Genomic DNA, 25,253 nt, shown 5'->3' with positions numbered 1-25,253 from the left:
TATGGATACAAAGGTTGTTCATATTGGTAATAAAGTAATAGGTGGAGGTAACCCAATTCTTATCCAGTCTATGTGTAATACAAAGACTCAGGATGTAGCTGCTACTGTTGCTCAGATTCATGAACTTGAAAAAGCTGGCTGTGATATTATTCGCGTTGCATGCCCAGATATGGATGCTGCAAAGGCTATTGGTGAAATTAAAAAGCAGATTAGCATTCCACTTGTTGCTGATATTCATTTTGATTACAGACTTGCGATTGCAGCTATTGAAAATGGAGCTGATAAGATTCGTATCAACCCAGGAAATATTGGAAGTACTGACAGGATTAAGGCTGTTGTTGATGCTGCCAAAGCAAAGAATGTTCCTATTCGAGTTGGTGTAAATTCAGGTTCTCTTGAAAAGGATTTAGTAGAAAAATATGGTGGAGTTACAGCTGAAGGCCTTGTAGAGTCAGCACTTGATAAGGTAAAGATTATCGAGGATTTGGGTTACGACAATCTTGTCATAAGTATTAAGTCTTCTAATGTAATGATGTGCGTAAAGGCACATGAGCTTATTGCGGATAAGACTAGTCATCCACTTCATGTTGGTATCACAGAGGCAGGTACACTTAGAGCTGGTAATATCAAGAGTGCTGCAGGTCTTGCAATGATTCTTTCACAGGGGATTGGAGATACAATTCGTGTTTCTCTTACAGGTGCTCCTGTAGAGGAAATCAAGACAGCAAAGCTTATACTTCGTACACTTGGCTTACGTCAGGGTGGTATCGAGGTTGTATCTTGTCCTACATGTGGTCGTACTCAGATTGATTTAATTGGACTTGCAAACAAGGTTGAGACGATGGTAGAAGAGTTCTCAGATCTTAACATAAAGGTTGCAGTTATGGGTTGCGTTGTTAATGGACCTGGTGAAGCAAAGGAAGCAGACCTTGGTGTAGCCGGTGGTATTGGAGAAGGACTCCTTATCAAGCATGGCGAAATTATACGTAAGCTTCCTGAAAACCAGTTGCTTGAAGCGTTGCGAGATGAACTCATAAACTGGCCTCGTAACTAAGAAAAAATTCTTTATTATATTTTAATTATTTTACATCTTATATATTTAGATGAGCTAGTAGTAAACAATCTCTTAGATTTCTTAAGCGAACCGTTTTTAGGTGAGCGGAGAAATACTAAGGATTGTTTACGTAACTAGCGGTCTTTTTATTTGGAGAATTTGGTTATGGATCAAATGGGATTTTATGAAGTATTCCCAAATATGAATGCAGATAATGATTTGTCAACTGCCCTTAGTGATGCCACAATCACTAAGGTCAGTACAGGTCGTTCAAAAGACGATATTCGTATATACGTTACTTTCAACACACTTATTCCTAAGCGCCGTATTTGGAAATTAGAAAAGTCTATTAAGAAACAATTCTTTGCAAACAACGGTGTTTCCATTCGAATTTTGGAGGACTTTGATTTATCAAGTCAGTACACTCCAAAGAATTTAATTTCATCATATAATGACAGTATTTTAGAAGAGCTGGAAGCAAGAAGTGCTCTTCTTTTTAACATATATAAAAAAGCAGATTTGGATATTACAGAAGACGGAAATGTCAAGGTTACTATTGAAGATACAGTCATTGGTAGAGAGAAGGAGCATGAATTATTTGATTTGCTCCATAATATTTTATGCAATCGCTGCCATATGTCTGGTTCAATTTTCTTTGAATATAAAGAACCTGTTAAGAGTAAGTATCTTGAAAATGCTGAGCGTGAAATTGAGCAGAGAATAGCATCTATAACTGCCAAGACTGCCGCTGTAGAAGAATCAGAAGAACAGCCTGCAGAGGAAAAGGCAGAGGCTAAGGCAAATAATAAGAGCAAAGAAAAAGACAGTAAGTCTGAGAATCAGGAACCAGAAAAGAAATTTGTTCGTCCTCTTACAAAATCTGATGACCCAGATATCATTATGGGTTCTGAAATTGCAGAAGATGCTACACCTATGGAAGATATTAATGGTGAACTACTTGGCTCTATTGTTATAAAAGGTCAGCTTAATGCTCTTGAGTTTAGAGAGACTAAAAAGGGCGGCTACTTTGGTACTGGTACTATGACTGATTTTACAGATTCTATTTCTGTAAAATTCTGGTTTAGTGATGCTGATCAGGGTAGAGAGCTTGAGTCTAAGCTTAAAGTAGGTGGTTTCTACAAAGTTCAGGGTAAGTTGGATGAGGATACCTTCTCTAAAGAACTTACTGTCGGAAGAATTACTTGTATTCAGAAGATTAAAGATTTTAGAGTTGTTCGTCAGGATACAGCCGTAGAAAAGCGCGTTGAACTTCACTGCCACACAAAAATGTCTGAGTTTGATGGTGTATCAGAAATTACATCTATCATTTCCCGTGCGAAAGACTGGGGACACAAGGCACTTGCAATTACAGATCACGGTGTTGTTCAGGCTTTTTGTGATGCGGATCACATGAAGGGGCTTGGAGATTTTAAGGTTATTTACGGTTGTGAAATATATCTTGTTGATGATACTAAGCGTCCTGTTGTAAACGACAGAGGACAGTCACTTAGAGATACCTATGTTGTATTTGATATTGAGACAACAGGTCTTAATCCAAAGCGACATAAGATTATTGAAATCGGTGCTGTAAAGGTTGTCAATGGAGAAATTGTAGATAGATTTTCGGAGTTTGTTAATCCACAGGTGCCTATTTCATTTAAGACAACGTCACTTACATCTATAACAGATGATGATGTAATGAATGCTCCTCTTATTGATGAAATACTACCTAGATTTATGGAATTTTGTGAGGGTAGTATTCTTGTTGCACATAATGCGACATTTGATACCGGCTTCATTCGTTACAATTGTAAGAAGCTGGGGCTTCCATATGATTATACTCATGTAGATACAATGGAGGTGGCTAGATACCTGCATCCTAATATGGCTCGTTTTAATCTTGATGCTGTGTGTAAGGCAGAAAAGCTTGTTAATGAACATCATCATAGAGCTGTAGCAGATGCTGAGGTTACCGCTAAAATTTTCCTTAGATTTATAGAGAAGCTTGAAAATGAAAACACAACAAATCTTACTCAGCTAAATGAGAAGAGTAAATTGACTCCAGAACAGATTAAGAAGATGCGTGCTCATCACTGTATTGTTCTTGCTAAGAATGATTTAGGAAGAATTAATCTTTATAGATTGGTATCAGAGTCTCATCTTAATTATTTTGCAAGATATCCAAGGGTGCCAAAATCTCTTCTTACTGAGTGCAGAGAAGGTTTGATTATTGGTTCCGCCTGCGAGGCGGGTGAGCTTTATCAGGCTATCGTTGATGGTAGAGATGACACAGAAATAGCGCGTATTGCAAATTACTATGACTATTTGGAAATCCAGCCTGTAGGCAACAATGAATTTATGATTCATTCTGATAAGTACGAGGAGATAAATACTGTTGCAGATCTTCAGGATATCAATAAGCAGATAGTTGCACTTGGGGAAGAATATAAAAAGCCAGTTGTTGCCACCTGTGACGTTCATTTCCTCGACCCTCAGGACGAAGTATATCGTCGTATCATTATGGCCAATAAAGGTTTTGATGATGCAGATCAGCAGGCGCCACTTTATCTTCATTCTACAGATGAGATGCTGGATGAGTTTGCGTATCTGGGACTTGCAAAGGCTCATGAAGTAGTTATCGAAAATACGAATATGATTGCTGATATGTGTGAGTACATTCATCCGGTTCGTCCTGATAAATGTCCACCTGTCATCGAGCATTCAGAGGAAGATTTACGTCGAATCTGTGAAACAAGAGCCCATGAAGTTTATGGTCCCGAGCTTCCAGAAATAGTTTCAGCTCGTCTGGAGCGCGAGCTTAATTCAATTATTGGTAACGGATATTCCGTTATGTACATTATCGCTCAGAAGCTGGTATGGAAATCAAACGAGGATGGCTACCTTGTAGGTTCCCGTGGTTCCGTAGGTTCGTCATTTGCTGCTACAATGGCTGGTATCACAGAGGTTAATCCGCTTCCTCCTCATTACAGATGTCCTAACTGCTTCTATGTAGATTTTGACGGACCAGAGGTACAGGAAATCGTTAACCAAGGACTTTCTGGTGTAGATATGCCAGATAAGATTTGTCCTAAGTGCGGTAAGCCTTTGGCTAAGGATGGATTTGATATTCCTTTCGAAACATTCCTTGGATTCAAAGGAGATAAGGAGCCAGATATCGATTTGAATTTCTCAAACGAATATCAGTCAAAGGCTCATAAATATACAGAAGTTATTTTCGGTGAAGGACAGACCTTTAAAGCCGGTACTGTTTCTACACTTGCAGATAAGAATGCCGTTGGTTATGTTTTAAAGTATTTCGATAAACGAGATATTAGAAAGCGTCGTGCTGAAAATGAACGTATTGCCAAAGGTATTGAAGGTGTTAAATCCACAACCGGTCAGCATCCAGGTGGTGTAGTAGTTCTCCCAAATGGTGAGGATATATATTCATTTACACCTGTTCAGCATCCCGCTAACAAGGACACTGATATTGTTACAACGCACTTTGATTACCATAAAATCGATGCTAACCTTCTAAAGCTTGATATTTTAGGACATCTTGATCCTACTATGATTAAGCGACTTGAAGATTTGACAGGAATTAATGCTACAGAGATTCCTTTTGATGATAAGGATGTTATGTCTCTTTTCCAGAGCACAAAGGCTCTTGGTATCACACCAGATGACATTATGGGTACACCACTTGGAACGCTTGGCATCCCAGAATTCGGTACAGATTTTGCCATGCAGATGCTTGTTGAGGCTAAGCCTCAGTATTTTACAGACTTGGTTCGAATTGCAGGTCTTGCCCATGGTACAGATGTATGGCTTGGAAATGCGCAAGATCTGATTCTTAGTGGTACAGCCACAATCACTGAAGCTATCTGTACTCGAGATGATATCATGGTATATTTGATTCACAAGGGACTAGATCCAGCCGAGTCATTTACTATTATGGAGCGAGTTCGAAAAGGAATCGTTGCTAAGGGAAAATGTGATGAGTGGCCTACATATAAGGAGCATATGCAGGAGCATGGCGTGCCAGATTGGTACATTGAATCCTGCGAGAAGATTAAATACATGTTCCCTAAGGCTCATGCTGCTGCATACGTTATGATGGCTTGGCGTGTTGCTTATTGTAAGATTAATTACCCGCTCGCTTACTATGCAGCCTTCTTCTCAATCAGAGCTGGAGGTTTTGACTATGAGAAATGTTGTCAGGGTAAGGCTAGATGTGAGCAGGAGATTAAAAATCTTAAAGCTCAGTCAGATTTATCTGCTACAGATAAAGATGTATTAATAGCACTTCGTCTTGTTCAGGAAATGTATGCCCGTGGTTTTGATTTTTTACCTATGGACCTATACCAATCTGACTCAAGATACTTTAAAATAGTAGATGATAAGATACTTCCGCCGTTTAATTCACTTCCAGGAATGGGTGATAAGGCTGCAGAACAGTTACAGATTGCTGCTTCACAGGGAAAGTTTCTTTCATTGGATGATATAAAGGACAGAGGTAAGGTTTCTCAGACAATAATTGATAAAATGGTAGAACTTGGAGTTATCAAGGATTTACCACAGTCAAATCAGCTTTCAATCTTTGATTTTACTTAATGCATATGAGTAGGCTTTTTAGCCTGGGGAGGGCAGTAGAATGAAGATAGTCAGACGAATCATTATCGCTATAGTTGCAGTTGGAATAATTGCAGGAGCTGCTTATTACAAGTATATTAATAGTATTACTTACTTTAATGATACTGATGTAAATGGTAATACCATTGGAAATCTCTATGGTAATGGTTTATTCTGCGAGACTGATGGTGTTGTTTACTTTGCCAATCCTACAGACTACAACAGGATTTATAAAATGAATCCAGATGAGTCAGATATAGAGATTGTTGCAAATGATAGTGTTTATTTTCTTAATGCAGATTCTCATTATGTTTACTACAGTCGTCAGCAAAATAGAGATAACTCTCAATTTGGTTTTTTAAACGTTAATATTAACAGTTTATGCCGTTTGACTAAAAAAAATAATAAAGTGATTATTTTGGATGAGGCTGATTCTAGTGCATGTTCATTAGCAGGAAATAATATTGTTTATTTGAAATATGATGAAGATTTGACAACATTTACTCTTAACTCAGTTAAAATTGATGCCACCGAAGGACAGCAGTTAAGTAAACTTGCGATTGATCCTAGATGTATGGTTGGTGAGAGATTATACTTTTCTGGAGTGGAAAACGATCATAATCTTCACAGCATGAATATTCATTCTAAAGATATTGCATATGCTTCAGAGTTTAACTTATGGATGCCTATAATAAACAAAAGTGATTTGTATTTTATTGACTTGGATAGCAAACATAGAATTTGCAAAGCTACTCTTGGTAGCACAGATAAGACTGTACTCACGTCTTATCCTGCTCAAAGTTACAATATTGATGGAGTATATTTATACTATCAAAGCATGAAGGGAAATCCTGACGGCTTATATAGGGTAGATATGGCAACTGGAGCTGAAGAATTATTAGCAGAAGGCCAATTTAATAATATTAATATTACAAGTAAATACGTCTATTTTGCTGATTATTTTTCAGGTGATATATATCATTGCCCAGTTCGTGGTAATGGAGTTTCAAAATTTGAACCACCTATTTTACCACTAGATGATTGACAGACAACTTAGCACAAATGAAGGAGCAACATGAGAGACTTAAATGACATTAGAGTAGAGATTGACCAGGTAGACAAGGAGATTTTAAAGCTTTTTACACACCGAATGGAGTTAGCTTGTCAGGTGGCTGAATACAAGATAGCTACAGGAAAAAAGGTATATGATAAGGTCAGAGAGGATGAAAAGTTAGAAAAGCTTTCTTCCTACGTTGATGATGGATTTAGTCAGCAGGCGGTAAAAGAATTATATACTCAAATAATGTCTATAAGTCGTAAGAAGCAGTTTTCTATTCTTAGAGCTAATGGAATTAATTTCGATAGTGGATTTCAGCAGGTAGACGATTTTGATTTTTCGGAAGCAACTGTTTGTTTCCAAGGTGTTCAGGGGGCATATTCACAGCTAGCAATGCTTGCATTCTTTGACGATGAAATGAAAAGCAGTTTTCATGTTGATTTGTGGCGCGATGCAATGGAGGCTATTAGCAGAGGTGAAGCTGATTATGCTGTACTTCCTATCGAGAATAGCCTTGCTGGTTCTATAGAAGAGAATTTTGATTTGCTTTCAGAGTACAATGTGGCCATAATTGGTGAACAGATTTTAAAGGTTGACCATGCACTTCTTGGAGTTAAGGGCGCTAAAATTTCTGATATAAAAACAGTTTATTCCCATCCAAAGGCTATTGCTCAGTGTGATGAATATATTCGTACCCAACATATAGATTGGGATGTAAAGAACCTTAGAAACACAGCGATGAGTGCTCAAAAGATTCATGATGATGGAGATATCACTCAGGCTGCTATCGGAAGTACATATAATGCATTCCTCTATGATTTAGAGATTTTAGAGGAAGCTATTCAGGATGATAAAAATAACGAGACACGTTTTGTTATTGTTTCGAAAGATAAAAAATACCGAAAGAATGCTGACAAGATTAGTCTTTGCCTTGAGATTTCTCATAAGCCAGGAAGTCTGTACAGAATTCTTTCAAACCTCATGTTCAATGGAATTAATATGAATAGAATTGAATCTCGTCCAATTAAAGGGGTTAATTGGCAGTACAGATTCTTCATTGATATTGATGGTAATCTTAATGACGAGGCTGTTAGAAATGCATTAACTGGGCTCAAAGAAGAATGTGTGAGTCTTAGAGTGCTCGGAAATTACTAATATAATTTATAAGGGGTTTGTTATGAAGCTATTTGCAAGTATTTACATTGGGTCCTATGAGACCACAATGAAAATCTTTGAAATAGGTAAACAGCAGAAAAAGATAAAGACCATAGATACTATAAAGGCTCAGTCTGACATTATAAGAGATGTATTGAACTATGGTCGTATTCTGCCTGAAACTATAGATAAGCTTTGTCGAGTTTTAAATGATATGCGCAGAGCTATTGAGGGATACAAGGTGGATAGCTTTTCTGTTGTTGCAGGTCCTAATATCCGACAGGCGGATAATTCTTTGATTGTTTTGGAACAGGTCAAGGTTCAGACTGGTTTTTCCGTTAAGGTTATTTCTAATTCAGAACAGAGATTTCTTGGCTATCAGGCCGTTGCTGCTACAGATGATTTCGAAGAACTTATTAGCGATTCAGCTGTTCTTGTAGACATTGGTGGCGTTTCACTTCAGATTACTTTATTTTCAAAAGGAAAGATAATCACTACCCAGCATCTTTCTATGGGTACAGTTTCCCTTAGTGAAAACATTAAAAAGATAGGAATTGTTGTTTCATCCTTAGACCAGATATATGAGATGGTATATAAGGAATTGGAAGTCTTTAAAACGATGTTCCTTCGTGATATACAGCCTAAATATATGATTTTGCTTGGAAGTCAGATAGGTAATGCCATTGATAATGTAATAGGATTATCAAGTCAACTTACAAAGGTTGAAGATTATATTGTAAAGACGTTGGCTGAAACATTAAATCCGAAGAACGTGGTGGCACCGGGTGTTTCTGTATGTGATGGCATGGCATATCATTTTTGTTACGATAAAAAATGGCTTGTTGCAACACATGATTTTGACAATGACATTATTACTGCTGCATGGTCTATAGCTAAAAGATATGATAGTTATCAGCCTCATCTTAAAGCATTGTTTAAATTATCAGGTGAGATTTTTGATGCCATGAAAAAGTATCACGGTCTTGGAAAGCGCCAAAGGGTAATTATGCAATGCATAGCGATTTTACACGACTGCGGCAAATATATTTCTCTTGCAGAGGCTTCTGATTGTTCCTATACGATAATTATGTCATCAGAAATTCTTGGACTTAGTCATAAAGAAAGAGAGATTATAGCCACTACAGTTGCTTTTAATAGAAAGCCAGTAGAACCTTATGAGAATCTGTCGGACAGATTTACTACAGAAGAATATCTTTTGATTTTAAAGCTGCTTGCTATGCTTAAGGTGGCAAATGCACTTGATCGTTCCCATAAGCAAAAGATAAAAAATGTTTCAATTAGAGTCAAAGATAAAGAACTTGTGATTTCTATTGAAGCTAACAGTTCATTGGCGTTAGAAAAGGGCTTATTTAAAAAGAATGCAGATTTCTTCCAGGAGATTTTTTCAATAAAACCTGTGCTTAAAGAGAATAAGTAGTTCTAGGAGGAGCTATGGCGAAGATAAATATTTCAGACCCAAAATACTATGATAATCGTGAGCTTAGCTGGCTCAAATTTGAGAGAAGAGTTTTGAATGAAGCAACCAATAAAGAGTTGCCTATTTTAGAGCGCTTAAAATTTGTCAGCATTACTTCGTCAAATCTTGATGAATTCTTTATGGTCCGTGTTGCGTCCCTTAAGGATATGGAGCATGCTGGCTATACCAAACCTGATATTGCTGGAATGACTCCTACAGAACAGCTCATTGCTATTAATGAAAAGACCAGAGAGCTTGTTGATTTTCAATATAATACATTTAACAAATCTCTTTTACCTATTCTTAAGGATAAAGGGATTATAATTTATAAAAAATACGAAGATTTAAGTCAGGAACAACTTAAATACGTAGATTCATTCTTTATGCGTCAGGTTTATCCTGTTCTTACACCTATGGCATTTGATGCATCGCGTCCGTTTCCTCTTATCAGAAATAAGACTCTGAACATTGCCGCACTAATTGAAAAGAAAAAGGATTCTGTTGGTGCAGGAGCAGAAGGAGATGATGTGGAGTTCGCTACAGTTCAGGTTCCATCTGTTCTACCACGATTTGTCATGCTTCCATCTGATGAAAAATCTCATGACTGTTTTATTCTATTAGAGCAGATTATTGAGCGAAATATGGATAAGCTTTTCCTTAACTATAATGTGGTCGCAGCTTCTCCATATCGAATTATGAGGAATGCCGATTTCTCTATTGATGAGGAGGGTGCTGAGGATTTGCTCCTCGAGATTGAAAAGCAGATTAAGTCACGCCAATGGGGCGAAGTTATTCGCCTGGAGGTGGAGGCTTCTATTAATAAAAAGCTTCTTGCTATTCTAAAAAAGAATCTTGGCGTTAATGAGATTGATATATATAAAATAAATGGCCCTATAGACCTTACTTTTCTTATGAAGCTTTATGGAATTGAAGGGCACAGTGAACTTCGACTTCCTGTATTTAAACCACAGGATAATCCTAGACTTAGAGCGGGGGATAAGATTTTTGATGAAATAAAAAAGGGCGATATACTTTTACATCATCCTTATCAAACCTTTGATCCTGTGGTAGATTTTATTGCTCAGGCGGCATTTGATCCACAGGTACTTGCCATAAAGCAGACTCTTTATCGTGTAAGTGGTAATTCGCCGATCATTGCCAGTCTGGCCCATGCAGCCGAAAATGGAAAACAGGTAACAGTACTTGTTGAGCTAAAGGCCAGATTTGATGAAGAGAATAATATTATTTGGGCAAAGAAACTTGAGAAAGCTGGATGCCATGTAATCTACGGACTTGTTGGATTGAAAACTCATTGTAAGATTGCTCTTGTTGTCCGTCGTGAGGAAGACGGTATCAGAAGATATGTGCATCTTGGAACTGGCAACTATAATGATTCTACAGCAAAGCTTTATACTGACTGTGGAATGTTAACCTGCCGTGAATCCTATGGTGAGGATGCTACAGCTGTATTTAATATGCTTTCAGGTTATTCTGAGCCTGCAAGCTGGAATAAGCTGGTTCTTGCACCTTTATGGCTCAGAGATACATTTATAAATCTTATTGACAGGGAAATAAATAATGCAAAAGACGGAAGAGAAGCTGTAATTATTGCTAAAATGAATTCTCTTTGTGACAAGGGGATTATTGAAAAGCTCTATGAGGCAAGCAATGCTGGTGTAAAAATTCATCTTATTATCAGAGGTATATGCTGTCTTAGAACAGGAATTCCTGGTGTAAGTGAAAATATTCATGTATCTTCAATAGTTGGTACTTATCTGGAGCATGCCAGAATCTTTTATTTTTATAATAATGGTTTGGAAGATATCTACATGGGAAGTGCCGACTGGATGCCTAGAAATCTTGACCGTCGTGTAGAGATTATGTTTCCGGTAGAAGATGCAATTTTGAAATCACAGGTTAAGCATATTCTTGATGTTCAACTTGGTGATACTCTTAAAGCTTATGAGATGACAGAAGATGGTTCCTATGTTAGAATTAAACCTTCCAGAGGTAAAAAGCCAGTTGGTGCACAGGACACCTTCTGTAAAGAAGCTAAAAGAAGTAATGAGCCAGATATAGATTTCTTTAAGAAAAGGACATTTATACCAATTCTGGCTAATGAGGTTTTTGATGAGTAAGAAATTATTAGCCGTTGATATGGACGGTACACTTTTTAATGATGACAAAACTATTTCAAAGGAGAATCTTGAAGCTATTACAAAACTTTTAGATGCTGGTCATGCGTTTGCGTTTAACACTGGCAGACCAAATCACGCATTAAAAGAAATATTATCTGTATATGATGAGTTCAAAAGAGATGATGTATATATCCTCGGGCACCAGGGAATTATCGGTACTGAGATGAACAGTGATGAAGTACTATTCAGTGACTGTATGGCTGACAGTGATGCAATTGAAGTTATCACAGAAGTACTGAGATGTGGTTTCACCGTGGTAACATTTGATGCTTCACATATTTATACATTCAATGATAACTGGTTTATTGAAAGCTATAAGAAATTATCAGGAGAACAGCTTGTTTATCTTTCTAGTGTAGATGAGCTAAAAGGCAAGAATATAACAAAGCTTATTGCTATAGATTATGATCATCCTGAAAATCTCCAGGCTTTTAAGGATAATCATGCTGATGTTTATGATGACAGATTTGAGAGCTTTTTCTCACATTATGCTTTCCTTGAATATGTAAAGAAAGGTTCAGGAAAAGGTGATGGAGTTAAAAAGCTTGCTGAACGTTTGAATATTTCCATTTCTGATGTCGTTGCAGTTGGTGATGAGAGAAATGATATTAGCATGGTAGAGGTTGCTGGAGTAGGTGTTTCTATGGCAAACGGAAGAGAAGAACTTAAAGCGGTAGCCGATTATGTGACTGAAAATGATAATAATCACAGTGGTGTTGCTGAAGTTATTTATAAATTTTTTATTTAATATCAAAGAAACTGTTGACGACATTGGATTTCTATGTTAAATTACCTATGTTGTGAAAACAAAGTAGAGTATCCACTCTCACCTTAGCACTCAATGTCTGGTGACTCGGGTTTATATTTCACACAAACCTTGTTTGTGATGATTTATGGTGGATATTCTGTATCCACTATTTTTTTTATTTATTGGAGGTAGTACCATTAGCGATTTAATGATTAATGAGCAGATTCGCGATAAGGAAGTTCGTGTAATCAGCTCCGATGGGGAACAGCTTGGCATTATGTCAGCAAAGGAAGCTCAGAAGCTTGCAGATGACGAGGGCTTAGATCTCGTTAAGATTTCACCAAAGGCAAATCCACCAGTGTGCAAGATCGTAGATTACGGAAAATACCGTTATGAGCAGGCACGCCGTGAGAAGGAAGCCAAGAAAAAGCAGCACGTTGTTGAGGTTAAAGAGATTCGTATGTCTCCAAACATCGATGCTAATGATATGAACACTAAGGTAAATGCAGCAAAGAAATTCATCTCTAAGGGCGATAAGGTGAAGGTAACACTTCGTTTCCGCGGTCGTGAGATGGCTCACATGCAGTCTAGTAAGCACATCCTTGATGATTTTGCTGAGGCACTTTCTGATGTTGCAGTAGTGGAAAAGGCACCAAAGATTGAAGGCCGTTCTATGAGCCTGGTGCTTACAGAAAAGAAATCGTAATACAGGAGGAAAATTATCATGCCAAAGATGAAGACAAGAAGAGCAGCTGCAAAGCGCTTTAAGGTAACAGGAACAGGAAAGCTTAAGAGAAATAAGGCTTACAAGCGTCACATCTTAACCAAGAAGACAACAAAGAACAAGAGAAATCTTCGTCACGCTACAATTGTAGATGCTACAAACGTAAAGAACATGAAGAAAGTACTTCCATATCTCTAAGATTGAGTTGGAACAGTTATTTATTTGGTTAGGAGGAATTTAAAATGGCAAGAGTTAAAGGCGGATTAAACGCTAAGAAAAGACATAATAGAACATTAAAGTTAGCAAAGGGTTACAGAGGCGCTAGAAGCAAGCAGTATCGTGTTGCAAAGCAGTCAGTTATGCGTGCCCTTACATCTTCATATGCTGGTAGAAAGCAGAAGAAGAGACAGTTTAGACAGCTTTGGATCGCTCGTATCAATGCTGCAGCTCGTATCAATGGACTTTCATATTCTAAGTTCATGTACGGTCTTAAGCTTGCAGGTGTTGAGATGAACAGAAAGATGCTCGCAGAGCTCGCTGTTAACGATGCAGAAGGATTTGCAAAGCTCGTTGAAGTAGCAAAGGAAAAGGTTGCTGCCTAACATGCAAATTAAAAACACTCAATTGGATTTGTCCAATTGAGTGTTTTTTGTTTGCCACGACGCAGTCTCATCACCGAAGGTGATTATAATGACTGCGTCTTCCCGCTTTGCCGAAGACAATCCTGGATGGCTGTTTTTTTGTTGGGCTAGATAATATTTGTGATTTTATATAAAGACACTATTGATTTTTTGTCCAATATCACAAGTAATTCTCATTTATTTAAGTTTTTATATATAAAAATGCCCCTTTTCTTATATATATGTTTCTGTTATGCTTTTATCTAGTTAAAATTTTAATGTTTAACTGAAGGAGGATAAATATTATGGCAATTTTAGTTACAGGTGGAGCAGGCTTTATTGGTAGCCACACTTGCGTAGAGCTCCAGCAGGCGGGTTATGACGTTGTAGTTTATGATAATCTTTCAAACGCTTCAGAGAAGTCTTTAGAGAGAGTAGAGGCTATTACAGGTAAGCCAGTAAAGTTTTATAAGGGAGATATCTTAAATAGAGATAGATTAAACGAGGTATTCGAGAAGGAGCAGCTTGATTCATGTATTCATTTTGCAGGCCTTAAGGCTGTAGGTGAATCTGTTGCTAAGCCTTGGGAATACTATGAGAATAATATTGCAGGTACACTTACACTTGTTGATGTTATGCGTCAGCACGGTTGCAAGAATATTATTTTCTCTTCATCAGCTACAGTTTACGGAGATCCAGCTGAGATACCTATCACAGAGAACTGCCCTAAGGGACAGTGTACTAACCCATACGGTTGGACAAAGTCTATGCTTGAGCAGATTCTTTCAGATATGCAGAAGGCTGATCCAGAGTGGAATGTAGTTCTCCTTCGTTACTTTAATCCAATTGGAGCACATCCATCAGGAACAATGGGAGAGAACCCAAATGGCATTCCAAACAACCTTATGCCTTACATCACTCAGGTTGCTGTTGGCAAGCTTCCAGAGCTTGGTGTATTTGGTAATGATTATGATACTCCAGATGGTACTGGCGTACGTGATTACATCCACGTTGTTGATCTTGCCAAGGGTCATGTTAAGGCTCTCAAGAAGATTGAGGAGAATGCAGGTCTTAAGATTTACAACCTTGGTACAGGTGTAGGTTACTCAGTTCTTGATATTGTAAAGAATTTTGAGGAAGCTAACGACATCAAGATTCCTTATACAATCAAGCCACGTCGTGCTGGTGATATTGCTACATGCTATTCTGATGCTACTAAGGCTAAGGAGGAGCTTGGCTGGACAGCAGAGTACGGTATCAAGGAAATGTGTGCAGATTCTTGGAGATGGCAGAAGAATAATCCTAATGGATACGCAGACTAAAAAATAAATTAAAAAAGTGTTGACATAAGTCAATCTACATAGTATTATATGTCTTGTCGCTGAGGCAACAAGCCTTGCGACAGACAATATGGTTCCTTGGTCAAGCGGTTAAGACGTCGCCCTCTCACGGCGAAAACAGCGGTTCGATTCCGCTAGGAACTGCGAAAAAAGCACTCAGAATTCTGAGTGCTTTTTTGTTATATATTTACCAAATCAAATTTTCTAGTATATTCGGTTGGATAAGTTTTTCCTGTTTTATTTGTTAAAACGATTCTGTATAAATCTGCTGCAAATACATCATGGCAATCTATTTCTTCGGTAGGACTTGTAACTAAAGGACAAGAAGCTTTTTCTTTTATTTCTCCAAGATAATTTGATCCATTTTTACTAAATCCAAGCAATCTTAAATAATTGATATAACCCTGGGATTTTGCTTTATCAAAATCCTTTTGAGATATATTGAGGAGGATATGGCATAGTACTCTGCTAATTCGTGAGTATGCGATATTCTTGGTTTTTAATAAATTACAAAACTGGGTAAAAGAAACATAATCTTTTAGGTTGTTTCTGATTCTGTCTGCTAAGTCTGAAGAACAGTCTAAGTATTTTTCGTATTCTGCATCTGATATTAACTTATAGTGAAGAATAGAAGAGATATCATTACAACCCACAGGAGTTGATTTTTTGTAAATGACTTTTGTGTTTTCTGGAATGGCTACAACAAGTCCTGTTTCGGATATATGGGTTCGAATTGCTGACGCGGAACTTATTTCACCAGTTAGAGCTGTTTCGTTATAATCATTCCCCTGCCTTTTGATTATTGCAATATTGAGAGGAAGCTTGTTTTCGGATATATAACGACAGTATTCTAATCCTAGTATGTTATTTGGGCTAGAAATAAGGTCTGATGAAACATGTTTTTCAAGAGCCTTTGATCGTGCCGTGGCATAGCTTTCTCCGGCAGAGATAGCAGTATTAATTTCTTTATCTAATTCTCCGGAGTTTTCTAATTCTATTAGCTTCTTTGCGGACTCTTTAAATAAATTTGTATCATCTGATTCTGCACCAAACAAAATGGTGTCTACTATTCCGGTAGAGGCTAACAATTGCACGCCTGCAGCCGCAAATTCCTTTGCCGAAGAAGTTGCAAAAATTGTTGGTATTTCAAGGACAATATCTGCACCTGAAAATAAAGCTGCCTCAGCGCGAGTGTATTTATCAAAGCAGGCTATTTCGCCGCGCTGAGTAAAAAATCCAGACATAGCTACAATTACGGTGTCTGCACCAAGGGTGTTTTTTGCATAATCGATTTGATATTTATGACCATTGTGAAATGGGTTATATTCTGCAACAATTCCTACTACCATTTTGTTCCTCCGAAAAAACTTTTTCTTCACTTATTATACATTAAATTGGGGTTGAGAAGACAAATTTAAATGCTATAATATTATAGTTGCGAAAAACAGTATTTAAAGAAAGAAAAATTTATATAAGAAAGGAAATAGCTATTATGAAGATTTTAGTTATCAACTGTGGTAGTTCATCTCTTAAGTATCAGGTTATTGATTCAGAGAGCGAACAGGTACTTTGCAAGGGACTTTGCGAGAGAATTGGTATCGACGGACGTATCGTATACCAGAAGGAAGGTCTTGATAAAGAAATCACAGACATTCCTATGCCTACACACAAGGAAGCTGTTGCAGCTGTTATTGATGCAATCACAAATGCTAAGACAGGTGCTATTGCATCACTTGATGAGATTGATGCTGTAGGACACAGAGTCGTACACGGTGGTGAGAAGTTTGCTGCTTCTGCACTTATTACAGATGAAATGATTAAGGTTGTAGAGGAGTGCAACGATCTCGCTCCACTTCACAACCCAGCAAATATTATTGGTATTAACGCATGTCGTGAGCTTATGCCAGGTAAGCCACAGGTAGGTGTATTTGATACAGCCTTCCATCAGACAATGCCACAGGAAGCTTATATGTACGCAGTACCTTATAAGTATTATGAGCAGTATGGTGTTCGTCGTTATGGTTTCCACGGCACATCACACAGCTATGTATCGAAGAGAGTTTGCGAGTTTGCAAACGCTGATATTAACAACTCTAAGATTATCGTTTGCCATATCGGTAACGGTGCATCTTGCTGTGCTGTATTAAATGGAAAGTCTGTTGATACATCAATGGGTCTTTCTCCACTTGAGGGTCTTGTAATGGGTACTCGTTCAGGTGATATCGATCCTTCAGCTGTTGAATATATGGCTAAGAAGGAAGGTCTTGATTTTGCAGGCGTTATGAACGTTCTTAATAAGGAGTCAGGTGCTCTTGGTATTTCTGGTATTTCATCAGATTTCAGAGATCTTATTGCTGCTTCAGGCGAAGGCAATAAGAGAGCAAAGCTTGCTATGGATATGATTGCTTATCGTATCGCTAAGTATGTAGGTGCTTATGCAGCTGCTATGAACGGTGTAGATATGATTTGCTTCACAGCAGGTCTTGGAGAGAACAATGCAGGCCTTCGTCAGGCAGTATGTGATCACCTTGGATTCATGGGCGTTGAGCTTGATGCTTCAAGAAATGATGGTCCTTCAGAGGATAAGCTTATTTCTTCAGATTCTTCAAAGGTTAAGGTATTCGTTATCCCTACAAATGAAGAGGTTATGATTGCTAGAGATACAGCAGCTATCGTATCTGGAAAATAATTATTAAATTACGTCATAAATTTTGCAGAAAATGTTTGACAACTATATTTCTGCTATGTATAATTGACAAAGTGTGGATAGGAGATATTTATGAAGATTTCTATTAAGGATATTACTTCATTAACTGATGCAAGTAAGAAGTTCGCAGGATCATGCGATATAAAAGATTTTTCTTATCTTGGCAGTGAGTTTTCTATCAATCACATAGAGCCATTTGAAGTAGTTTTATCTATGATTGGAAATGGTAAGCTTCATATCACATTTGATACTGAAAGTACTATTTCAGGAGCGTGTGACAGATGCTTAACAGAAGTAACTTTTAAGGTTCCTGTTTCTGTTGATGAGACCATACAGGTCACTGATGGAGAGGTGGTTCCTGATGAGGAGCTTGGTCCTTACTCGTTCATTGATGGTGAGGACATTCTTGTAGATGAACTGATTTTAAACGAGATCTTAGTGAATTTCCCGGCAAAGATATTGTGCCAGGATGACTGCAAGGGTATTTGCCCTGTTTGCGGAAAGAATCGTAACATTGAAGCCTGTGGCTGCGATGATACAGTTTTAGATCCTAGAATGGCACAATTTTTAGATGTCTTTAATAGCTTTAAGGAGGTGAAATAGCATGTCTATTTGTCCAAAGAACAAATCTTCTAAGGGAAGAAGAGATAAAAGAAGAGCAAATTGGAAGATGAGCAACCCTACTCTTGTTAAGTGCAGCAAGTGCGGCGAGCTTATGGTACCACACAGAGTTTGCAAGAACTGTGGTTCATACAACAAAAAAGAAATCATTACAGTTGATTAATTCACGTATTGAATCGCCCCTCGTTTTATGCGAGGGGCTTTCTTTTTGGAGTCATTTCAAGTATACTTTTAACAGTATGTAAGAAAGGGATTGTTATGGGCGATTACACAGTAGTAGCACTTGATGCCATGGGCGGAGATAACGCTCCTTCAGAGATGGTAAAAGGTGCAGTAGATGCAGTAAATCTTAATAAAGAAGTTAAAGTCATTCTTGTTGGAAAGGAAGATGTAATAAAGGCTGAATTGCAGTCATATCAGTATCCAGCAGAACAGATAGAAATAAAAAATGCCACTGAGGTTATCGAGACAGCAGAGCATCCAGTAATGGCTATTAAGCGCAAGAAGGATTCTTCTATGGTAGTAGGCCTTCATCTTGTAAAGGACGGGGAAGCAGAAGCATTTGTTTCGGCAGGAAATTCAGGCGCATTACTTACAGGTGGTTTAGGTATTGTTGGCCGTATTCGTGGTATTGAAAGAGCTCCATTCGGTGCACTTTTCCCAGTCAAGACTGGCGTTGCACTTCTTGCAGATTCTGGAGCTAATGTTGACTGTAGAGCTAGTCATCTTGTACAGTTTGCGAAGATGGGTAGTATCTATATGGAAAAGGTAGTTGGTATTAAAAACCCTCGCGTAGCTATCGTAAATGTTGGCGCTGAAGAGGAAAAAGGTAATGCTCTTGTAAAAGAGACAATGCCATTATTAAAGGAATGCAAAGATATTAATTTCATTGGTAGTATAGAAGCCAGAGAAATTCCAAATGGCTATGCAGATGTTATTGTTTGCGATGGTTTTGTTGGAAATGTTATTTTAAAGCTTTATGAGGGATTGGCTGGCACACTTGTTTCTGTTATTAAGGGTGGTCTTATGAGTACACTTCGCTCTAAGATTGGTGCAGCACTTGCCCTTCCAGCACTTAAAAAGACTTTAAAGAGTTTTGATGCTACAGAGTACGGCGGTGCGCCACTTCTTGGTTTAAAGGGGCTTGTAGTTAAGACTCATGGAAGTGCAAAAGCTGGCGAGGTAAAGAACACTATTTTCCAGTGTCTTACTTTCAAAGAACAGAAAATAAACGAGCATATTCAGAATAATATAGTTATAGATAAAAAGGAGGACTAGAACATGGAATTCGATTTACTTAAGGAGATTATTGCAGAGGTATTAAATGTAGATACAGCTGAGATTAAGCCTGAAACAACATTTGTTGATGATTTAGGTGCTGATTCCCTTGATGTATTCCAGATTATTATGGGCGTTGAGGAGAAGCTTAACATCGAAGTTGACACAGATGCAGCTGAGAAACTTTCTACTGTTGGTGATGCTGTAGAGCTCATCAAGAAGACTGTTGCAGAGAAATAATTTAATTAGTGCTGGTGTCCAGCTGAGCTGGACACCATTTTAAACTCAGGAGGTGTTATTTTGAAAGATTTAAAAGAGTTTCAAAAGACAATCGGATATGAGTTTAGAGACGAAAGCTTATTACGTCAGGCGCTTACACACAGCTCATATGCTAACGAGCATCACATGAAAAAGCTCTCTGATAATGAGAGACTTGAGTTTCTTGGTGATGCTGTGCTTGAGATTGTATCGAGTGAGTTTTTGTATCTAAATTACACCGATTTAAATGAGGGGAAGCTTTCAAGGCTTAGAGCCAGCATTGTTTGTGAGCCTACCCTTGCTTATATCTGTAAGGAGATTAATCTTGGTGATTACGTTCTTCTTTCTAAGGGTGAAGACATGACAGGTGGACGAAATAGAAAATCTATCTTGTCAGATGCCTTCGAGGCTACTATCGGTGCCATCTTTTTAGATGGTGGTATGGAGCCTGCATCTAAATACATCCATCGATTTGTATTAAATGATATTGAACACAAGCAGCTGTTCTATGATAGCAAGACCCGTTTACAGGAGGTTGTGCAGGCTAATTTCAAGGAAGCCCTCACATATGAGCTTCTTTCTGAATCAGGTCCAGATCATGCAAAGCAGTTTGAGGTTCGTGCTATGGTTGGTAGCCGTACCTTAGGCACCGGCGTCGGCAGCACAAAAAAAGCCGCCGAACAGGAAGCTGCGTATGAGGGATTAATGCGTCTTCATAAGGAAGATTCTATTAAAATAATCTAGAATGAATAGATGAGCTGGTAGATATCAATCTCTGAGTGTTGCTGTAGGAGACGTGTTAGTCGACGAAAGCAATATCTCAGGATTGAGATCGTAACCAGCGGATTTAACTGGGGAGTAGAGAAAAATTTCAGGGAGAAAAAAATGTATTTAAAAAGTATAGAATTATATGGATTCAAGTCTTTTGCGCATAAGATGAAGTTTGAATTCCATAATGGAATCACCGGCATCGTTGGTCCTAACGGTTCCGGAAAATCAAACGTTGCTGACGCAGTTAGATGGGTTCTTGGTGAACAGTCTGCAAAGCAGCTTCGTGGTGCTTCTATGCAGGACGTTATCTTTGCCGGTACAGAAGCAAGAAAGCCGCTTTCATACGCTTATGTTGCACTTACCATGGACAATTCTGACCATGTGCTTCCGGTAGATTATGAAGAGGTTACAATTGCAAGACGAGTATATCGTTCAGGTGAGAGTGAGTATCTTTTAAATGGTACACCTTGCCGTCTTAAAGACGTTGCTGAGCTTTTCTATGATACTGGTGTAGGTAAGGAAGGTTACTCTATTATCGGACAGGGTCAGATTGAAAAGATTCTTTCTGGTAAGCCAGAAGATAGACGTGAGCTTTTTGATGAAGCTGTTGGTATCGTTAAATATAAAAAGAGAAAAGCAGCATCTGTTAAGAAGCTCGAAAACGAGCGTGAAAACTTAGTCCGTGTAAATGATATTTTATCTGAGCAGGAACGAAGAATCGGGCCACTTGAAAAGCAGTCAGAGGATGCTAAAAAATACCTTAAGTTAAAAGAGGACTTGAAAAAGCTTGATGTTAATGCATTCCTTTTAGAGGTTGACAGGCTCAACACAAATCTTGAAGAGGTTGAAAAGAATTCAAAGATTGCACAAGAGCAGTTAGAAGCAAGCAAGTCTTCACAGGAAGATATTCGTGTTAAATATGATGCCTTAGAACAGGAAATCACGGAGCTTGATGAAAAGATTGAAAGCTTAAAGCAACAGCAGTCTGATTCAACACTTCTTAAAGGAAAGCTTGAAAATGAGATTGCTCTTTTAGAGGAAAAGATTCGTTCAGCTAATGCTACAGACGAAAGTCTTTCAGCTCGTGTTGCAGAAATTGAAGCTGATAAGAAGGATAAGGAAGAACAGCTTACTGGCTTTAAATCTGAAAAAGAATCTCTTGATAAGACATTAGAAGAAGCCGTAGAACGTCTTAATTCTGTTAAAAGTAGCTATTCTGATTTACAGAATGCAATCGTTGCAAATAACGAGAAGATCGATGCTAACAACAAGGCTATTATGGAGCTTCTTAATAACAGAGCTTCTATTAAGTCTAAGGAGCAGCGTCTTGAGACAATGCTTGAGCAGACAAATATCCGTAAGGCAAAGCTTACTCAGCGACTTTTAGAGAGAAAGACTCGCGAGGAGGATCTTGATTCTGCTGTAGCAGTTGCAGAAGAAGAATTTAAAAATGCCCAGAGCCTTCTCTTAGAGCTTCAGGATAAGGATAAAGAGCTTTCTGAAAAAGCTGCAGAATGGAAAGAGAAAAATCGAAAGAATTTTGCTGATTTACAGGCCAAGAAGGATGAGTTTGCCAGAGTTCAGACACGTCTCGAGTCTGTTAAAAATATTGCTGAGCGTTACGAGGGTTATGGAAATTCTACTCGTAAGGTTATGGAACAGAAGGGTAAGATCAAAGGCATCGAAGGTGTTGTATCTGATCTAATCCATGTTGAAAAAAAATACGAGATGGCCATCGAGACAGCTCTTGGTGGAAACATTCAGAATATTGTTACAGCTGATGAGGCTTGTGCTAAGGAGCTTATTCGTTTCCTTAAGGATAATAAGCTTGGTAGAGCCACATTCCTTCCACTTACATCGGTAGATGGACGTGGCAATTTCAAAAAGACTGAGGTACTTAATGAAAAGGGAGTGCTTGGTCTTGCATCTGAGCTTGTCACATGTGACAGCAAATTCGATGGCGTTGTAGCTTACTTGCTTGGAAGAGTAGTTGTTACAGATAACATTGACTCAGCTATCGCACTTGCAAAGAAGAATAATTACAGCATTCATATAGTTACTGTAGATGGAGAGTATCTTGCTCCAGGTGGTTCCATGACAGGTGGACATTTCAAGAATAAATCAAATCTTCTTGGAAGAAACCGTGAAATCGAGGAGCTTGAGGAGAAGCTTGATGTTCTCTCTAAGGAAATGGATGATTTAAAGAAGCGTGCTGATGATATTGAGGCAGCCGCAGGCCTGCTTGAATCTGACAGAGAGGATAATACAGCAAAGCTAAATGAAGCAGCTATTGCACTTAATACAGCTAAGCTTGGCTTAGACCGTGCTAACGAGCAGAAGAAGGAAAGTCTTACAGCTTATGAAGGCCTTTCAAAGGAAAGTGAAGAGCTTGAGGCACAGCTTACTGAAATTGCTGCTGGCAAGAAGGAGATTGACTTCGAAAAGAAAGAATCTGAGGATAAAGAAGCTGAGCTTAAGGCTGAGATTCAGAAGCTTTCTGATGAAGTAGACGAGAAGACTTACATGGAGACATCTGTTAACAGAACAATGTCTGAGGTCCTCATCGAAGAGGCTAATGCCAGAAGCAATGTAGATTTCGTTCAGCAGAATATCGATCGTGTCACATCTGAAATTGAAAAGTGTGACAATGATATTGCTACTATCAAGGAAAATGCAAAATCTTCTAAGGAAGAGATTGAGACTAATACAAAGCGCATAGAAGAGATTAAGGCTACTATTTCTGCGTCTGATGATTCATTTGGGCAGCTTGAAACTGAAATCAAAGAAACTGTTGAGAAGCGTGAGAATCTTAATAATTCTCACAAGAATTTCTTCGAGCAGCGTCAGGAGATTTCAGATAGAATCTCAGAATTAGATAAGGAAATCTATCGTCTTGATTCACAGAAAGAGAAGATTAATGATTCGATTTCTTATCAGAATAACTACATGTGGAATGAGTATGAGCTTACTTACCACAATGCGGAAGAGCTGAAGGACCCTGAGCTTAATGACCTTGATCAGATGAAGAAGGATGCTAACAAGATAAAGAACTCTATCCGTGCAATGGGTAATGTTAATGTAAATGCCATTGAAGAGTTCAAAGAGCTTTCTGAAAGATATAACTTCCTCAAAGGACAGCATGATGACCTTGTTGAGGCAGAGGCTTCACTTGTTCGCATTATCGAAGAGCTTGATGAAGGTATGAGAAAGCAGTTTGCAGAAGGCTTTAAGGATATTCAGGTACAGTTTGACAAGGCATTCAAGGAACTCTTTGGAGGCGGTCACGGTACGTTGGAGCTTGTAGACAGTGAGGATCTTCTTGAAACAGGTATTATTATTAATGCCCAGCCACCAGGAAAGAAGCTTATCAATATGATGCAGATGTCCGGTGGTGAGAAATCACTTACAGCCATTGCATTGTTATTTGCGATTCAGAATCTTAAGCCATCACCTTTCTGTCTCCTTGATGAGATTGAGGCGGCTCTTGATGATGCAAATGTAGACAGGTTCGCAAATTACCTACATAAGCTCACAAAGAATACTCAGTTTATTGTTATCACACACCGTCGTGGTACAATGAATGCTGCTGATAGACTTTTCGGTATTACAATGCAAGAAAAGGGTGTATCAGCACTTGTTTCAGTAAATCTTATAGAATCACAGTTGGATGATTAGTTATGACAGAAAAAATACCATTTTGGAAACGTCTCGTTAAGGGACTTACAAAAACAAGAGATAATTTTATAAAATCCATGGATTATATTTTCAATGGATTTTCAAACATCGATGAGGATTTCTACGAGGAATTGGAAGAAGTCCTTATCATGGGCGACATTGGTGTGCGTACTACAGAAACTATCCTTGATGATCTAAGGGATGCAGTTAAGAAGGAGCACATCAAAGAGCCTGCAGAATGTAAGGAATTTCTTATTAATGAAATCAAAGAACAGATGTCTTTAGATGAGACAAGCTTTGACTTCGAAAAGAAGACGTCTGTTGTGCTTGTTATTGGAGTAAATGGAGTAGGAAAGACTACTACTATTGGAAAGCTTGCTGGTAAGCTTAAGGCCAACGGCAAGAAGGTTATGGTGGCTGGCGCCGATACGTTTAGAGCAGCGGCTTCAGATCAATTAAAGGAATGGGCTGATAGAGCAAACGTTGATTTCGTCGGAGGGCCTGAAGGTTCTGACCCGGCAGCGGTGGTTTATGATGCGGTTCATGCTGCAAAGGCTCGTGGCATTGATGTACTTTTAGTAGATACAGCTGGTCGTCTACATAATAAGAAAAACCTTATGAATGAACTTTCTAAGATTAATAGCACCATCACTAAGGAATTTCCAGAAGCTTACAGAGAAACACTTATTGTTCTTGATGGAACAACAGGTCAAAATGCTCTGGTTCAGGCTAAGGAATTTTCTGAGGTTACAGATATTTCTGGTATTGTTCTAACAAAACTTGATGGAACAGCAAAAGGAGGTATTGCAATTGCAATACAATCTGAGTTAAAATTACCGGTAAAATACATTGGTGTTGGAGAAACAATAGACGACTTAGAAAAGTTCAACGCAGACGAATTTGTTAATGCCTTGTTCTACGCTGAACAGTAAGCGTCA

At 38.3% G+C, this 25,253-nt stretch carries 20 protein-coding genes and 1 tRNA gene; 20 read left to right on the top strand and 1 reads right to left on the bottom strand.

The features are described 5' to 3' along the window. Position 1: 1 nt before the first annotated feature. The 12 genes from ispG to BUA88_RS05995 all read left to right on the top strand — a co-directional run bounded on the left by ispG (position 2) and on the right by BUA88_RS05995 (position 15,149). A complete protein-coding gene (gene ispG / locus BUA88_RS06050) occupies positions 2-1,054 on the top strand; it encodes a flavodoxin-dependent (E)-4-hydroxy-3-methylbut-2-enyl-diphosphate synthase (RefSeq protein WP_072914276.1) in 1,053 nt (350 codons plus the stop codon). Between the two features lie 165 nt (positions 1,055-1,219). Continuing rightward, positions 1,220-5,668, top strand: a complete 4,449-nt coding sequence (locus BUA88_RS06045) for a PolC-type DNA polymerase III (RefSeq protein WP_072914271.1) — start codon at positions 1,220-1,222, stop codon at positions 5,666-5,668. A 40-nt stretch (positions 5,669-5,708) separates the two neighbouring features. Then, positions 5,709-6,731 carry a DUF5050 domain-containing protein gene (locus BUA88_RS06040; RefSeq protein WP_072914267.1) on the top strand — a complete coding sequence of 341 codons (1,023 nt, stop codon included), beginning with the start codon at positions 5,709-5,711 and terminating at the stop codon, positions 6,729-6,731. 30 nt (positions 6,732-6,761) lie between these two features. Then, the gene (gene pheA / locus BUA88_RS06035; RefSeq protein WP_072914263.1) at positions 6,762-7,898 is read left to right on the top strand and encodes a prephenate dehydratase; all 1,137 of its coding nucleotides are present in this window, start codon (positions 6,762-6,764) and stop codon (positions 7,896-7,898) included. Between the two features lie 22 nt (positions 7,899-7,920). After that, positions 7,921-9,336, top strand: coding sequence for a Ppx/GppA phosphatase family protein (locus BUA88_RS06030; RefSeq protein ID WP_072914260.1), 1,416 nt, complete (start codon positions 7,921-7,923; stop codon positions 9,334-9,336). A gap of 14 nt (positions 9,337-9,350) precedes the next feature. Next, positions 9,351-11,513 carry an RNA degradosome polyphosphate kinase gene (locus BUA88_RS06025; RefSeq protein ID WP_072914256.1) on the top strand — a complete coding sequence of 721 codons (2,163 nt, stop codon included), beginning with the start codon at positions 9,351-9,353 and terminating at the stop codon, positions 11,511-11,513. After that, complete coding sequence (locus BUA88_RS06020) at positions 11,506-12,321, top strand: Cof-type HAD-IIB family hydrolase (protein ID WP_072914252.1); 816 nt, start codon at positions 11,506-11,508, stop codon at positions 12,319-12,321. Before BUA88_RS06025 ends, BUA88_RS06020 begins: the two co-directional genes overlap by 8 nt. Before the next feature lie 208 nt (positions 12,322-12,529). Next, a complete protein-coding gene (infC, locus tag BUA88_RS06015; protein WP_072914247.1) occupies positions 12,530-13,027 on the top strand; it encodes a translation initiation factor IF-3 in 498 nt (165 codons plus the stop codon). Between the two features lie 18 nt (positions 13,028-13,045). Continuing rightward, positions 13,046-13,243: a 50S ribosomal protein L35 gene (gene rpmI / locus BUA88_RS06010; RefSeq protein ID WP_015549855.1), complete on the top strand. Its 198-nt coding sequence runs from the start codon at positions 13,046-13,048 to the stop codon at positions 13,241-13,243. Between the two features lie 44 nt (positions 13,244-13,287). Continuing rightward, on the top strand, positions 13,288-13,647 hold the full coding sequence (gene rplT, locus BUA88_RS06005) for a 50S ribosomal protein L20 (protein WP_015549854.1): 360 nt from the start codon (positions 13,288-13,290) through the stop codon (positions 13,645-13,647). 323 nt (positions 13,648-13,970) lie between these two features. Continuing rightward, positions 13,971-14,987: a UDP-glucose 4-epimerase GalE gene (galE, locus tag BUA88_RS06000; protein ID WP_072914242.1), complete on the top strand. Its 1,017-nt coding sequence runs from the start codon at positions 13,971-13,973 to the stop codon at positions 14,985-14,987. A gap of 90 nt (positions 14,988-15,077) precedes the next feature. Then, positions 15,078-15,149: transfer RNA gene (locus BUA88_RS05995), tRNA-Glu, on the top strand. Between the two features lie 35 nt (positions 15,150-15,184). Here the strand turns inward: BUA88_RS05995 and BUA88_RS05990 are convergent. Then, positions 15,185-16,354 (bottom strand): tRNA(Met) cytidine acetate ligase, encoded by a 1,170-nt coding sequence (locus tag BUA88_RS05990; protein ID WP_072914238.1) that lies wholly within the window; start codon positions 16,352-16,354, stop codon positions 15,185-15,187. A gap of 143 nt (positions 16,355-16,497) precedes the next feature. On the opposite strand from BUA88_RS05990, the gene BUA88_RS05985 reads away from it, so the two are divergent. The 8 genes from BUA88_RS05985 to ftsY all read left to right on the top strand — a co-directional run bounded on the left by BUA88_RS05985 (position 16,498) and on the right by ftsY (position 25,247). Continuing rightward, the gene (locus BUA88_RS05985; RefSeq protein ID WP_072914235.1) at positions 16,498-17,694 is read left to right on the top strand and encodes an acetate/propionate family kinase; all 1,197 of its coding nucleotides are present in this window, start codon (positions 16,498-16,500) and stop codon (positions 17,692-17,694) included. A gap of 90 nt (positions 17,695-17,784) precedes the next feature. Continuing rightward, a complete protein-coding gene (locus BUA88_RS05980) occupies positions 17,785-18,315 on the top strand; it encodes a YceD family protein (RefSeq protein ID WP_072914230.1) in 531 nt (176 codons plus the stop codon). A 1-nt stretch (position 18,316) separates the two neighbouring features. Beyond that, the gene (gene rpmF, locus BUA88_RS05975; protein ID WP_028236148.1) at positions 18,317-18,496 is read left to right on the top strand and encodes a 50S ribosomal protein L32; all 180 of its coding nucleotides are present in this window, start codon (positions 18,317-18,319) and stop codon (positions 18,494-18,496) included. 95 nt (positions 18,497-18,591) lie between these two features. Continuing rightward, positions 18,592-19,611: a phosphate acyltransferase PlsX gene (gene plsX, locus BUA88_RS05970; RefSeq protein ID WP_072914226.1), complete on the top strand. Its 1,020-nt coding sequence runs from the start codon at positions 18,592-18,594 to the stop codon at positions 19,609-19,611. 3 nt (positions 19,612-19,614) lie between these two features. Beyond that, positions 19,615-19,851, top strand: a complete 237-nt coding sequence (acpP, locus tag BUA88_RS05965) for an acyl carrier protein (protein WP_015549845.1) — start codon at positions 19,615-19,617, stop codon at positions 19,849-19,851. Positions 19,852-19,911: 60 nt separating this feature from the next. Continuing rightward, positions 19,912-20,613 (top strand): ribonuclease III, encoded by a 702-nt coding sequence (gene rnc / locus BUA88_RS05960; protein WP_072914219.1) that lies wholly within the window; start codon positions 19,912-19,914, stop codon positions 20,611-20,613. A 141-nt stretch (positions 20,614-20,754) separates the two neighbouring features. Then, complete coding sequence (gene smc / locus BUA88_RS05955) at positions 20,755-24,315, top strand: chromosome segregation protein SMC (protein ID WP_072914214.1); 3,561 nt, start codon at positions 20,755-20,757, stop codon at positions 24,313-24,315. Positions 24,316-24,317: 2 nt separating this feature from the next. After that, positions 24,318-25,247: a signal recognition particle-docking protein FtsY gene (gene ftsY / locus BUA88_RS05950; RefSeq protein WP_072914210.1), complete on the top strand. Its 930-nt coding sequence runs from the start codon at positions 24,318-24,320 to the stop codon at positions 25,245-25,247. Positions 25,248-25,253 lie beyond the last annotated feature (6 nt).

The organism is Pseudobutyrivibrio xylanivorans DSM 14809 (assembly GCF_900141825.1).
GTDB lineage: Bacteria > Bacillota > Clostridia > Lachnospirales > Lachnospiraceae > Pseudobutyrivibrio > Pseudobutyrivibrio xylanivorans.
This window is presented reverse-complemented; position numbering and strand designations above follow the sequence as displayed.